Origin of the sequence: Vagococcus luciliae (assembly GCF_024637875.1) — a bacterium.
In the GTDB taxonomy this organism is placed as follows: domain Bacteria; phylum Bacillota; class Bacilli; order Lactobacillales; family Vagococcaceae; genus Vagococcus; species Vagococcus luciliae.
Window position 1 is genome coordinate 838,064 of the sequence record NZ_CP102451.1, and the last position, 13,698, is coordinate 851,761.

The 13,698-nt window shown below is 33.7% G+C and carries 12 protein-coding genes and 1 other annotated feature (1 of these 13 running past the window's edge); of the genes, 10 read left to right on the plus strand and 2 right to left on the minus strand.

From position 1 onward, the window contains the following. Positions 1–21, plus strand: a sequence feature (ribosomal protein L10 leader region) (it extends 107 nt beyond the left edge of the window). A gap of 36 nt (positions 22–57) precedes the next feature. The 5 genes from rplJ to G314FT_RS04390 all read left to right on the plus strand — a co-directional run bounded on the left by rplJ (position 58) and on the right by G314FT_RS04390 (position 3,966). Next, positions 58–558, plus strand: a complete 501-nt coding sequence (gene rplJ, locus G314FT_RS04370) for a 50S ribosomal protein L10 (RefSeq protein WP_257702222.1) — start codon at positions 58–60, stop codon at positions 556–558. Between the two features lie 66 nt (positions 559–624). Beyond that, positions 625–996, plus strand: a complete 372-nt coding sequence (gene rplL / locus G314FT_RS04375) for a 50S ribosomal protein L7/L12 (protein ID WP_257702223.1) — start codon at positions 625–627, stop codon at positions 994–996. 138 nt (positions 997–1,134) lie between these two features. Next, positions 1,135–2,601, plus strand: coding sequence for a nicotinate phosphoribosyltransferase (locus G314FT_RS04380; protein ID WP_257702224.1), 1,467 nt, complete (start codon positions 1,135–1,137; stop codon positions 2,599–2,601). Between the two features lie 18 nt (positions 2,602–2,619). Then, positions 2,620–3,084: an ASCH domain-containing protein gene (locus G314FT_RS04385; RefSeq protein ID WP_257702225.1), complete on the plus strand. Its 465-nt coding sequence runs from the start codon at positions 2,620–2,622 to the stop codon at positions 3,082–3,084. 180 nt (positions 3,085–3,264) lie between these two features. Next, entirely contained in the window at positions 3,265–3,966 is a 702-nt protein-coding gene (locus G314FT_RS04390) for a winged helix-turn-helix domain-containing protein (RefSeq protein ID WP_257702226.1), read from the plus strand. A gap of 425 nt (positions 3,967–4,391) precedes the next feature. On the opposite strand, the gene pgmB is transcribed toward G314FT_RS04390, so the two are convergent. Together pgmB and G314FT_RS04400 are read right to left on the minus strand one after the other, a co-directional pair. Beyond that, on the minus strand, positions 4,392–5,051 hold the full coding sequence (gene pgmB / locus G314FT_RS04395; protein WP_257702227.1) for a beta-phosphoglucomutase: 660 nt from the start codon (positions 5,049–5,051) through the stop codon (positions 4,392–4,394). Position 5,052: 1 nt separating this feature from the next. Then, positions 5,053–7,332 (minus strand): glycoside hydrolase family 65 protein, encoded by a 2,280-nt coding sequence (locus G314FT_RS04400; RefSeq protein WP_257702228.1) that lies wholly within the window; start codon positions 7,330–7,332, stop codon positions 5,053–5,055. A 200-nt stretch (positions 7,333–7,532) separates the two neighbouring features. Here G314FT_RS04400 and G314FT_RS04405 point away from each other — a divergent pair, with 200 nt between their 5' ends. From G314FT_RS04405 to G314FT_RS04425, 5 genes are all read left to right on the plus strand, one after another. Then, positions 7,533–9,704, plus strand: coding sequence for a PTS transporter subunit IIBC (locus tag G314FT_RS04405; protein ID WP_257702229.1), 2,172 nt, complete (start codon positions 7,533–7,535; stop codon positions 9,702–9,704). A 15-nt stretch (positions 9,705–9,719) separates the two neighbouring features. Next, positions 9,720–10,544 carry an endonuclease/exonuclease/phosphatase family protein gene (locus tag G314FT_RS04410; RefSeq protein ID WP_257702230.1) on the plus strand — a complete coding sequence of 275 codons (825 nt, stop codon included), beginning with the start codon at positions 9,720–9,722 and terminating at the stop codon, positions 10,542–10,544. A gap of 21 nt (positions 10,545–10,565) precedes the next feature. After that, entirely contained in the window at positions 10,566–11,573 is a 1,008-nt protein-coding gene (locus tag G314FT_RS04415; RefSeq protein ID WP_257702231.1) for a LacI family DNA-binding transcriptional regulator, read from the plus strand. Positions 11,574–11,664: 91 nt separating this feature from the next. Beyond that, entirely contained in the window at positions 11,665–12,540 is an 876-nt protein-coding gene (locus G314FT_RS04420) for an AraC family transcriptional regulator (protein WP_257702232.1), read from the plus strand. 77 nt (positions 12,541–12,617) lie between these two features. Continuing rightward, a complete protein-coding gene (locus G314FT_RS04425; RefSeq protein WP_257702233.1) occupies positions 12,618–13,697 on the plus strand; it encodes a Gfo/Idh/MocA family protein in 1,080 nt (359 codons plus the stop codon). Position 13,698: the final 1 nt, after the last annotated feature.

A 13,698-nucleotide genomic window follows, 5' to 3' on the forward strand; every position in this document is an offset into this window, starting at 1 on the left:
TGGAGTTTTTTTATTGAAAAAATTCCACCATCTATTAATTTACGGAGGTGAAAATAAATGAGTGAAGCATCAATTGCAAAAAAAGCACAAGAAGTTGAAGTGATTTCTGCTAAACTAAAAGAAGCTGCATCTGTTGTTGTAGTGGATTACCGTGGTTTAACTGTGGAAGAAGTAACTAACTTGCGTAAACAATTACGTGATGCAAACGTTGAGATGAAAGTTATCAAAAATGGTATCTTACGTCGTGCCGCTGAAAAAGCTGGATTAGAAGGTATGGAAGATGTATTCTTTGGACCTACTGCTGTAGCATTCAGTAACGAAGACGTTGTTGCACCTGCTAAAATCATGAATGATTTTGCGAAAGAAGCAGAAGCATTAGAAATTAAAGGCGGAGTTATCGAAGGAAATGTTTCTTCTAAAGAAGAAATTATTGCTTTGGCAAAACTACCAAGTCGCGAAGGCTTACTTTCTATGTTACTATCTGTACTTCAAGCTCCTGTCAGAAACGTGGCTTATGCAGTCAAAGCTGTGGCAGAAAAAGAAGAAGAAGTTGCTTAATAGCAGCTTAGTTTATTAAAAAATAAAAATTAAATAATCGAAAGATTTAAAATGGAGGAAAACAACATGGCATTAAACGTTGAACAAATTATTGCTGATTTAAAAGAATCAACTATTTTAGAATTAAATGATTTAGTTAAAGCTATCGAAGAAGAATTTGGTGTATCTGCTGCTGCTCCTGTAGCTGTAGCTGGTGGCGCTGCTGAAGGCGGAGCTGCTGCTGAACAAACTGAATTTACTGTAGAATTAACTTCTGCTGGAGATTCAAAAGTTAAAGTAATCAAAGCAGTTCGTGAAGTAACTGGTTTAGGATTAAAAGAAGCTAAAGCATTAGTTGATGGAGCTCCATCACCAATTAAAGAAGGCGCATCTAAAGAAGAAGCTGAAGAAATCAAAGCTAAATTAGAAGAAGTTGGCGCTTCAATTACATTAAAATAATCATTTATTTTAATGATCGAGAGGAAGAGAAATCTTCCTCTTTTTTTTATTGTCTCAAAAGGATAAAAGTTGAGAATTTTGTTTATAAGACGTAAAATGTAAATGATAGAATAAAAGGAAAAAGAATTGGAGAAGATGATGATTAATCGATTACATGACGATAGTTTGGCATTACACACGGATTTATATCAATTAAATATGATGAAAACATATTGGGAATTAGGGCGTGATGATAGACATGCTGTATTTGAGTGCTATTTTAGAGATATGCCATTTAAAAATGGGTATGCTATTTTTGCAGGATTAGAAAGAGTGATTGATTATCTTGATAATTTAGTATTTTCTGATACAGATATTGACTATTTAAGACAAGTTACAACCTACCCTGAGGAATTTTTAACTTATTTAAAAGAATTTAAATTTAAGTGTACAGTACGATCTGCTCTAGAGGGAGAATTAGTTTTCAATAATGAACCAATATTCCAAGTAGAAGGACCCCTTGCGCAATGTCAATTGATAGAAACGGCCATATTAAACATTATAAACTATCAAACACTGATTGCAACAAAAGCTGCGAGAATTCGTGCAGTATGTGGCGATGATTTAATTATGGAATTTGGAACACGACGAGCACAGGAACTTGATGCATCAATTTGGGGAACTAGAGCAGCTTATATAGGCGGTTTTGATTCAACAAGTAATGTCAGAGCAGGGAAAATGTTTGGTATACCTATTGCAGGAACTCATGCTCATAGTTTAATTCAATCCTATCTTAATGATTATGAAGGATTTAAAGCCTATGCTCAAACGCATAAAGACTGTGTGTTTTTAGTCGATACATATGATACATTGCGCTCTGGTGTGCCTAGTGCGATACGAGTAGCTAATGAAATGGGCGATAAAATTAATTTTATTGGTGTTAGAATTGATAGTGGAGATATGGCTTATATCTCTAAAAAAGTAAGAAAGCAGTTAGATGAGGCAGGGTATCCAGATGTTAAAATTTATGCATCAAACGATTTAGATGAATCGACTATTCTAAACTTAAAAATGCAACGAGCAAAAATTGATGTCTGGGGTATTGGAACAAAGTTAATCACAGCTTACGATCAACCAGCACTTGGAGCCGTGTATAAGATTGTATCCATTGAAAATGATGAGGGGAAAATGGTTGATACTATTAAACTCTCAAGTAATGCAGAAAAAGTATCAACTCCTGGTAAAAAACAAGTGTGGCGTATTACTGGAGAAGATGGAAAATCAGAAGGCGATTATATTACACTTTGGACAGAAGACCCAAGAAAAGAAAAAGCATTGTATATGTTCCATCCAGTTCATACTTACATTAATAAAACTGTAGAAAATTTTACAGCTAGACCAATTTTACAAGATATCTATATAAAAGGAAAACGTGTTTATGATTTACCTACTTTAGAAGAAATTAAACAACGAGCAACAGCCAATCAAGATTCTTTGTGGGAAGAATATAAACGTAGTTTAAACCCACAAAAATATCCAGTTGATTTATCGACAGAATGTTGGGAACATAAAATGGCAACGATAAAAAAAGTACACGAAATGACACATAACCAATCAAAAAAATAATCACATAAGGATAATCGTATGAATAAAAAAGAAGCTGCTTTTTGGCAAAAATTTCTTAGTCAAACAACCATTAAAAATCCACAATTTGGTAAAGCTTGGTCGTTTGGAGGTACAAATGAACTGGCTGATGAATTAGCAAAACTTGTACTAAATAGTACCAAGACAGCAACAGCTAGTGCTAAAGTTGAGTATGAGTGGGAAAATGAGGTGTTACCAAAAGCTAAACATCATTATGATATGTTGTTAGATGGAAGTGGAAATCCAGTAGCAGTTCTTATGACAACTAAAGTCTATATGACGAAATTTTGTGAAGTAACACCAGAACATGCCTATAAAGAAGGAGAAGGGGATTTATCACTTAAATACTGGAAACAAGTTCATTACGATTTTTGGCAAACATTATTTAAAGATATCTATAATAAAGAAGTAGATATAATAGATATGGAAGTAGTATGTGAAGAATTTGAAGTTATTTATAAATAAATAAAAAAAGACATCTTTTTGTGAAAAGTTGTCTTTTTTATTATCAAATATATTTAAATGACATTTAATGTAAAATATCAATTATTTTTTTATTAAAAGTTTATTATTATTACATATGATAATTATATGCATATGCTATATGATAAACTACCAGATATTACAATGAAAAAGGGGTACATAATGGTGGAACAAAAAAGTATTTATGTAAACAGTTTTGGCAGAGGGCGTTTACTCAATGACAAAGGAGAACGCATTTTACTTCGTACAAAGAAAGCATATGAATTATTTTTTTATCTTTTCCATTATAGAGAAGAGTTAGTTACTAAAGATGATCTAGTTGATATGTTATTTCCAGATATGACTAGTGAGCGAGGCGGAAGTAACTTACATACAACCATCTATCAAATTAGGAAAGAGTTTGATAAACATGGTTATCCTGATATTATCGTGTATAAAGCTGGGACTTATTTTATTAATGCACAAATCAAAAGTGATTGTGAAGAAGTTCAAAAAATTTTAATGGATATGTTAACAGAAGAATCCTTGATGAGAATATTAAAAGTTTATGATGGTCAATATTTTGAAAGAGATAACTATGAGTGGAGTGAGTATCTAAGAAATGATATTCATAGTAAAATTATATTAGGTGTGAAAGAAGCGATATCTTTAAACAAACTTTCTAATATGGTGTTAATGCAATTTTTACTTGTATTTAAAGAGGATTGTTTATGTGATTTAGAATTATTGGATAGTATTTTAGACCAATTTAATCAAAGTAGGGATAGATTGAAAGTCAAAAAGATAATAAATGATGCACAAAGATATTGGGAAATTAATATGTTGTGCACTTTACCTGAAGAAATTAGTAAAAAGTATCAATAAATGTTAATACTGTATTATGATAAATAGTCTAATAAAGGTATTAGACTATTTTTTATGCGTATTATTTTTAGTTTTATTAGACTAAAAGTAACATTTTCGTTACCGAATAAGGTAAATTTTTCATGATTGACAAGACTTGTAGCCATAGGAGATTTTCTATAAAATATTATCATATGATACATATTTTATAATATCTCATATTGTTTAAAAAGTATAAATTGCGGTATTTTCCAACAAAATGGCTTATATGATATAAAGGAACTGTTTTTTTGAATAAACTAACTAAGTTAGTTAAAAGGTTAAGTTGACTTTAAGACCAGACAAGTTTCTTTAACGTTACGTCAAAATAGATGGTTTGAACAAGTTTTATAACAAAGAAAAAGCTTCGAGCCTTGGATTATTCCATGGTTCGAAGCTTTTATAGATTAGTCTACCCAATTTTTTGTTAAAAACTCATAGGTTAAGTCGTTAGTTGTTGAAACTAGTGTGATGTCTGTGCCTAAATCTTGGCTGTTACTAACACCAATTGGTAGAGCGCCACTTTTTTTGATTGCTGTAATACCTGCTTTTGAGTCTTCAATCCCTATACAACTTGATATTGAGCAATCAATGGCTTTTGCAGCAGCGATAAAAATATCCGGTGCAGGTTTGCCAAAAGCCACACTACTAGGATCGACAATAGCATCAAAATAACTCGTTAATTTCATTTTTTTTAATAATAATGGGCCATTTTTACTGGCGGAGGCTAAGGCTATTTTTATATGATGTTGCTTTAATTCTTTTAGTAGGGGAAGAATTCCTGGAAAAATATCGTCTTCTGAAAAAGATTGTATCATCTCAACGTAAACATCATTTTTTTTTGCAGCAAGCTCTTTAAAGGTATCGTCATCAATATCAGACCTTTTGCTACCGTGTTTCAAAATTAAGTCTAACGAATCTTCGCGACTCACACCTTTTAATTGTTCATTAAATTCTCGATCGATATCAATTCCTAACTCCTTAGCTAAACTCTTCCATGCTCTATAATGGTATTCTGCCGTATCTGTGATGACACCATCTAAGTCAAATAGTACTCCTTGAAACATATTATTCCACTCCTTTAATCATTAATTTAACTGTTAATGAGTCGGTCAGTGTGTGCGTATTACCATAAATTGTGACATCTAAAGGTTCACCATTTAATAAATCAATGTTAATGTTATCTGATACACTGATATAAAGTAGACGACCTCGATAGTTTATATGGAAAGCATAACTGTCCCATTTTGTTGGTAAGAAAGGAGCAAAGCTAAGTGATTCGTTGAAAACTTTCATTTGTGCAAAGCCTTGTACGATGGTCAACCAACTTCCAGTCATTGATGTGATATGTAGCCCGTCATCTGTGTCATTATTGTAGTTATCTAAGTCTAGTCTAGCAGTTCGTTGATACATTTCTACCGCTTTTTCTTCCATCCCTAATTCTGCAGCTAATATGGAATGGATACATGGAGAAAGGGATGATTCATGTACGGTCATTGGCTCATAAAATTCAAAGTTTTTACGTTTTTCTTCAATAGTGAATTGATCGTTAAAGAAATAAATTCCTTGTAGTACATCTGCTTGTTTGATAAAACAAGAGCGTAAAATTTTATCCCAAGACCAGTTTTGATTCAACGGAACATCTTTTTTATCTAAATCAGTGACAGGCATTAAATCCTTGTCTAAAAAAGTATCGTGCTGAACAAAAATGCCAAGTTCTTCATCTTTCGGTAAATACATTTTATCGATAATATCTTGCCAATGTGCCATTTCTTCTTCAGACAAGGATATAGTTGTATCGTTTTTATAAAGTTGATAATTTTCGAGTGTGTAGCTTAATACCCAGCGTGCAATATAGTTTGTGTACCAGTTATTATTAATATTATTTTCATATTCATTTGGTCCAGTAACACCATGAATCATGTAAGCATCATGACGTTTAGAAAAATGAACTCTGTCAGCCCAAAAACGTGAAATTTCAGATAATACTTCTAGTCCTTCGTGTTTCAAGTAAGAGGTGTCACCGGTATAGTTTGTGTAATTATAAATAGCATAAGCGATAGCGCCGTTTCGGTGGATTTCTTCAAAGGTGATTTCCCATTCGTTGTGGCACTCAACTCCTGTGAAAGTGACCATTGGATAGAGAGCACCTTGTAATCCTTGCTGTCTAGCATTGTGCTGTGCTTGTGGTAGTTGATTATGACGGTATTTTAACAAGTTTTTTGTCACACTAGGTTCAGCTAAAGATAAGTATAATGGAACTGCGTAAGCTTCAGTGTCCCAATAAGTTGCACCACCATATTTTTCACCAGTAAATCCTTTTGGACCAATATTTAGGCGCTCGTCTTCACCATAGTAAGTTGAAAATAATTGGAATAAATTGAAGCGAATGCCTTGTTGAGCTTCGTCATCACCTGTAATAACCACATCTGCTACTTTCCAACGTTTTAACCAAGCGTTTTTATGTTGAGAGATTAATTCTTCTACAGTATTTTTATTAACTTGATTTAATAAATTTCTAGCATGTTCTAATTGATTATTTTCTGCAATGTCTCGGCTTGTAACGACAATCACTTTTTTATCTAATGAGATGATATCGCCAGTTTGTAATGTCGTAGTGATTATTTCTGAAGCTTCAAACTCTTTGAATTCTTTTTTAGTAGGTAAGTTTGGTTGAGATAAATCATTTTGCATGAACGTTGTCACACAGAATTCATCTATACCAAAAGGGTTGCTGATGGTTTTCGCTGTGACAAAGTTCTCACCACTTTGTCTATGTTCCCAAAACATATCATCGTAATTGCTATCTTCATTATGAACATGGTTATCTAATTTAGAGACTAATGTAATCTCACCTGATCCTTCTAGCATTTCGACAGATACGTTAACTAAAGCCAGTTCTTTAATAGTTAAGCTAAGCAAGCGTTTGAAAGAACACTTAACAGTGCAATCGTTAATAGTTACTGTAAACTGGCGTGATAGAATGCCATGTTGCATGTCTAATTCTTGATAAAAATCTGTAGGTGTTATCGTATTTAAATCAATTTTATGATTGTTAACATATATATCAACAGCAATAAAATCAATTGCATTAATGACTTTTCCAAAATAGTCCGGGTAACCATTCTTCCACCAACCAACACGTGTTTTATCAGGATACCAAACACCTGCCAAATAAGTTCCTTTGTGATTATTTCCTGAGAAACCTTCTTCAAAGTTTCCTCTTAATCCCATATAGCCATTTCCAATACTTGTTAAAGATTCTTGCAAACGGATATCTTCTTTGTGTAATGAGTGAGTGGTTAATTTAAATGGGTTAATGTCAAACAGTCTTTTTAAATGAGTCATACTATTCCCTCCATGAATTAAAGTTGTTAATTACATGATATACGCAAACGATTGCGAAAGCAATATAAAAATAAAAATGTTTTTTTATATTGTTTAAATATGATTTAAAAAAGTGTTTACTTTTCATAAACTGATACGTATAATATGAATTACGCAAACGATTTCGTTTAAGATTAATTTAAGAAAGAGGTAAGGGTACAATGAAAAAGTTACTAAGTTTTGAGTTTTGGCAAAAATTTGGAAAAGCATTAATGGTTGTGGTAGCTGTTATGCCTGCTGCTGGATTAATGATTAGTATCGGAAAAACGATTCCGATGATGTCACCAGATATGGCGTTTTTAGTAACAACTGGTGGAGTAATTGAAAATATAGGATGGGGAATTATTGGAAATCTTCATTTATTATTTGCACTAGCAATTGGTGGTAGTTGGGCTAAAGAACGTGCAGGAGGAGCTTTTGCTGCAGGTATTTCATTTATTTTGATTAATCGTATTACTGGCTCAATTTTTGGTGTGACTTCAGAAATGCTGACAAACGATGAAGCATTTACTCACACATTATTTGGAACTAAAATCATGGTTAAAGGATTTTTCACTAGTGTACTTGAAGCACCAGCGTTAAATATGGGTGTTTTTGTCGGAATTATTGCGGGATTTGTCGGAGCGATGGCTTACAATAAATACTATAATTATCGTAAATTACCAGATGCATTATCATTCTTTAATGGTAAGCGCTTTGTGCCATTTGTTGTCATACTTTGGTCAACGATTGTTTCAATTGGTTTAGCTATTGTATGGCCAGTTATTCAATCAGGAATTAACAATTTTGGTTTGTGGATTGCTCAATCACAAGAATCTGCACCAATTTTGGCACCGTTTTTATATGGAACACTTGAGAGATTATTACTACCATTTGGATTGCATCATATGTTGACTATACCAATCAACTATACTCAACTAGGTGGAACCTATGAGATTTTATCTGGGGCACAAGCTGGAACGCTTGTCTACGGACAAGATCCTCTATGGCTTGCTTGGGCAACTGATTTATTTAACTTAAAAAATGCTGGAAATGTTGAACAATATAATTATGTGTTATCAAATTGGACACCAGCTCGTTTTAAAGTAGGGCAAATGATTGGCGCATCAGGTATTTTAATGGGCTTCACTTTGGCGATGTATAAAAATGTGGATAGTGATAAGAGAAAACAATATAAATCAATGTACGTCTCAGCAGCGTTGGCAGTATTTTTAACCGGTGTTACAGAACCGTTAGAATTCATGTTTATGTTTGCAGCAGTTCCGTTGTATCTAGTGTATGCAGTGATTCAAGGAGCGGCATTTGCGATGGCCGACATCATCTCATTACGCGTCCATTCATTTGGAAATATTGAGTTGCTAACACGAACACCATTAGCCATTAAAGCAGGATTAACACAAGATTTGATTAACTTTGTGATTTGTATTATCGTGTTTGCTATTGTTTCTTATTTTATTGCTGGATTTATGATCAAGAAATTTAATTTAGCAACACCAGGTAGAAATGGAAACTATGATGTGGATACGTCAGATAATACATCTTCAACAGGAAGTTCTGAAGGAATCTCCCCACAAATCGTATCAATCATCCAACTACTTGGTGGAAAATCAAATATTTCTGAAGTAGATGCTTGTATGACTCGTTTAAGAGTAAGTGTCAAAAATGCCGATTTAGTTGGAACAGAACAAGAATGGAAAAAAGCAGGAGCACTTGGTTTAGTGATAAAAGATAAAGGTGTTCAGGCGATTTATGGACCAAAAGCAGATGTTATCAAATCTGACGTACAAGATGCGTTAGATAGTGGGGTTGACATTGATTCTCTTACTGTTGATACCGTTATTAATGAGCCAAACGAACAAACAACTGTTCAAAAAAATGTTACCATTCCATTTGTTTCTGTAGCAGACGGAGAAGTCATTCCGATAGAAACTGTTTCAGATGATGTGTTTTCGCAAAAAATGATGGGCGATGGTTTTGCGGTAAAACCATCGAATAGTCAAGTGGTTTCACCAGTATCTGGTGTGGTTCAGTCAATTTTTCCAACAAAACATGCCATAGTGTTATTAACACCTGAAGGATTAGAAGTGTTAGTACATATGGGACTAGATACTGTAGAGATGACTAAACAAGTATTTGACGTATCAGTTAAAGAAGGTGATACTGTAAAAGCGGGTCAATTATTAGCAACAGTCGATTGGAAAACAGTTGAGAATGAAGGAAAGGGTACCACGATTGTAGTAGTTTTTACAAATACACAAGAAATTAAAACGCTCGAGTTATCAACTGTTGGTGAACATAAATCATCAGAAAAAATTGGTCAAGTATCATTATAAAGTGAGGAAAAAAAGATGAAGTGGTTAACAATAAATATTCACAGTTGGATGGAAGAACATACGGAAGAAAAGATGGACACGCTAGCCAATTTTATCGTATCAAATGAACTGGACGGGTTATCTTTACAAGAAGTAAATCAACGAGTTGATGCTTTAGAGGAAATCGATCCACTTCATTTTTCTCCTTCTGAAAATGAATCAGTAATCATTCGAGAAGATAATTATGCTTTATGTTTAGTAAAACGGTTAGCTGAACTTGGAGAAACTTATTATTGGAGTTGGACGTTTAGTCATATTGGATATGATGTATTTGAAGAAGGTGTTGCTATTTTATCAAAAAAACCTTTACAATCAAGTGCTGTATTAGTATCATCAGCGGATGATAAGACCGATATAAAAAGACGTATGATGCTCTGCTCTAAAATTAATGACGCACATGGAGACATCATGGTAACAAGTAATCATTATTCATGGTGGAGTGATGCTAAGACTGAAGGATTTCAGCTAGAGTGGGAAATGACCAAGCAATTTTTAGATCAATATAATTGCCTTAAGATGTTATTTGGTGATTTTAATGGCCCTGCCACTGTTAGAAATGAAACATATGATTTGGTAACAGACTCATTTTTTGATACCTTTAAGTTAGCAGAAATTGCTACAGGTCGTTATACAATTCCAGAAAAGATTGATGGATGGGACCATAACACACAACAGTTTAGAATTGATTATGCATTTATATCAAAAAAATATCGGGTTAAATCACATGAAGTTGTATTTGACGGAGAAAAGTACCCATGCGTGAGTGATCATTATGGCGTAATGGTTTCTATTGATAGGTAATAAAAATTAGGAGACAAAACTATGGGAGTTACAATTAAAGATGTCGCAAAAGAGGTGGGAGTTGCACCGTCAACAGTATCTCGAGTATTAAAAGATCATCCAAGTATTTCATCTGAAACGAAAGAGCGAGTTAGAAAAGCGATGGATAAGCTAGGATATGTTCCAAATATCGCTGCAAGAAATCTTGTCAGTAAATTATCAAATGCTATTGGTGTCGTATTGCCAATTATCGAGTCAAAAGAACGGGCAAGTGAACCGTTCTATTTAGAGGCAATTACTGCGATGAATGAGGAAGCTAGCAATCATCAAGTAAGTATCGCGATAGCATCTGGCAATACTGAACTGGAATTGTTAGAAGCGGTACAACTGTTGTTTTTACAAAAACGAGTAGACTCATTTATTTTGATGTATGTTAAGGAAAATGACCTCATTTTAGACTTTTTAATTGAGAAAAATATTCCGTTTACAATTATTGGGCATCCGTATCGTTACTACAATGAAACGAGTTGTGTAGATAACGATAATCAGTTGCTTGGAAGAAGTGTGACCCAGTATCTGATTGATAAAGGTCATAAAGACATATTATTTGTTACTAACAATGCAACAGAGAACTTTTTTAAGGAACGATTTTATGGGTATGAGTCATGTTTGAAAGAAAATAACCTGACGTGCTATCCTGTTTGTGATTTAGAAAAAACAAATGAGTTTATACAACTGGATTCTTTGCTGCGTGAGAGGAAAATATCAGCATGTATTGCTATTGATGATATGTTTGCTTTAAAAGTTATTCAATTCATTCAATTAAGTGGTTTGGTTGTCCCGGATGATGTGTCGGTTATTAGTTTTAATAACTCCATTTTTTCAACGCTAATTCATCCTTATATCACATCAGTGGATATTAATACCAATGAGTTAGCAAAATCGGCTGTATTGGAGTGTCTCAATCAAGTGAAGCATCCTGAAGAATTGAAAAAAAGAGTGATTATTCCACACCAATTAATCGAACGAGAAACTGTCATAGAACATTGATAAGAAGTCCATCGAAATTCTTTTTAGAATGTTGATGGATTTTTTTATATAATAGATGAAAGACTAAACGAGCCAAAAAGGGAGTGAAGAGATGAGCTTATATTTGGAAATGCCTGAATGGGATAATATATTACCGTTTAGAGCCTTTGAAAATGAAGGGGAAGTCGTAGTTGAACCGCATTGGCATAAAGAAATAGAAATGATTTATGTAACAAAGGGCCTGGTTAATATTGGATATGACAATCAATTATTTCAGGTACAAGAAGGAGAAATTTTTATTTTTGGTAGTGGTGAGTCTCATTATTTTTTAGCTTCGCCAGGCAGTACACGGATTGTTTATCAATTTGATTTAGCAGTTTTTCAGACAACTAGTGTCAATCAATTTAACCAAAAAAAAATAACCTCACTCTTTGAACAAGCAGAAAATTTTAGTCGTTTTTGGGGCAAAGAATTAGAAGATGAGATGCGATCTATTTTAGAAAAACTTTTTGAAGAAGTTCAACAAAAAGAAACTGGTTACGAGTATGCTATTATGCGATTTTTATATCAATTATTAATGTTGTACTATCGAGATATTCCTCAAAAAAGTAAGACCTTAAAAGAAGGGAATTTTGTTGAATCAACCCATCAAAAACAGACGTTAGAAAGACTGAATGATGTGTTTATTTACATAGAAAATCATTTTCAAGAGGTGATTACACTAGAAGATGTTGCCAAATATGTGGGATTTAGCCCATATTATTTTTCACGTTTTTTTAAGAAAAATACAGGGCAAAATTTTAGTCAATTCCTGACAGAGTACCGATTAAATCAAGCCAAATATATTCTTTCTCATGAAAATATTCCAATGATAGAAGTGGCAGAACGTTCAGGATTTAATAGTGTTAAAACTTTTCACCATGTTTTTAAAGAGCATATGGGTATTTCCCCATTAAAATATCATAAGACAATATATGGGAATAATTGACCAAAATAACAGGAAGAAAACCTTATCATTTTTTTGTATGATGAATCTATCAACAAGAAAACGATGGAGGTTTTTTTATGACATTAAAAGTAGGGATTATTGGTTGTGGTGGTATTGCTAATGGAAAACATATGCCAGCATTAAGCAAAGTAGAAGAAGTTGAAATGGTCGCATTTTGTGATGTGATTGTGGAACGCGCTGAAAAAGCAAAAGAAGAGTATGGAACGGCAGAATCAACAGTTTATCAACATTATCAGGATCTATTGGCTGATAAAAATATTGATGTAGTACATGTCTGTACACCAAATAATTCTCATGCGGAAATTTCCATTGCTGCAATGAAAGCGGATAAACACGTGATGTGTGAAAAACCAATGGCTAAAACAAGTCAGGAAGCAAGAGCGATGTTAGAAGCTGCGAAAGAAACAGGAAAAAAATTAACAATTGGGTATCAAAATCGCTTCACAACAGCTGCTAGTTACTTACATCAAGTATGTGAAGAAGGTGAGTTGGGAGATATTTATTATGGAAAAGCACATGCGATTCGTCGGCGTGCGGTACCAACTTGGGGGGTATTCCTTGATGAAGAAGCACAAGGCGGAGGACCATTGATTGATATTGGGACACATGCGCTAGATCTAACATTGTGGATGATGAATAATTATAAACCGAAATATGTGGTAGGAAATACGTATCATAAACTGTCACCAACAAAAAATGCAGCAAATGCATGGGGACCTTGGGATCCAGAAAAATTTACTGTAGAAGACTCAGCATTTGGTTTTATTACGATGGAAGATGGCGCAACGATTTCTTTAGAATCAAGTTGGGCATTAAATAGTCGTCAAATCGGTGAAGCCAAAACAAGCTTGTCTGGCACAAAAGGTGGGGCAGATATGTTTGATGGCTTGACTATTAATGGTGAGGATAATGGGTTACTGTATGAAAAACACATTGAATTAGAAGCAGGCGGCGTTGATTTTTATGATGGTGAAGGAAATGACCCAGCCTTTTTAGAAGCACAGTCTTGGATACAAGCAATTATAAATAATACAGAACCAGTTGTTTTACCAGAACAAGCATTAGTTGTTACAGAGATTTTAGAAGCGATTTATCAGTCATCACAAACTGGCGAGCCAGTATATCTTAATAAGTAGG

Bases quoted from the DNA above. Each gene is read 5' to 3' on its own strand.
- rplJ (WP_257702222.1), top strand. From the start codon at position 58: ATGAGTGAAGCATCAATTGCAAAAAAAGCACAAGAAGTTGAAGTGATT.
- rplL (WP_257702223.1), top strand. From the start codon at position 625: ATGGCATTAAACGTTGAACAAATTATTGCTGATTTAAAAGAATCAACT.
- G314FT_RS04380 (WP_257702224.1), top strand. From the start codon at position 1,135: ATGATTAATCGATTACATGACGATAGTTTGGCATTACACACGGATTTA.
- G314FT_RS04385 (WP_257702225.1), top strand. From the start codon at position 2,620: ATGAATAAAAAAGAAGCTGCTTTTTGGCAAAAATTTCTTAGTCAAACA.
- G314FT_RS04390 (WP_257702226.1), top strand. From the start codon at position 3,265: ATGGTGGAACAAAAAAGTATTTATGTAAACAGTTTTGGCAGAGGGCGT.
- pgmB (WP_257702227.1), bottom strand. From the start codon at position 5,051: ATGTTTCAAGGAGTACTATTTGACTTAGATGGTGTCATCACAGATACG.
- G314FT_RS04400 (WP_257702228.1), bottom strand. From the start codon at position 7,332: ATGACTCATTTAAAAAGACTGTTTGACATTAACCCATTTAAATTAACC.
- G314FT_RS04405 (WP_257702229.1), top strand. From the start codon at position 7,533: ATGAAAAAGTTACTAAGTTTTGAGTTTTGGCAAAAATTTGGAAAAGCA.
- G314FT_RS04410 (WP_257702230.1), top strand. From the start codon at position 9,720: ATGAAGTGGTTAACAATAAATATTCACAGTTGGATGGAAGAACATACG.
- G314FT_RS04415 (WP_257702231.1), top strand. From the start codon at position 10,566: ATGGGAGTTACAATTAAAGATGTCGCAAAAGAGGTGGGAGTTGCACCG.
- G314FT_RS04420 (WP_257702232.1), top strand. From the start codon at position 11,665: ATGAGCTTATATTTGGAAATGCCTGAATGGGATAATATATTACCGTTT.
- G314FT_RS04425 (WP_257702233.1), top strand. From the start codon at position 12,618: ATGACATTAAAAGTAGGGATTATTGGTTGTGGTGGTATTGCTAATGGA.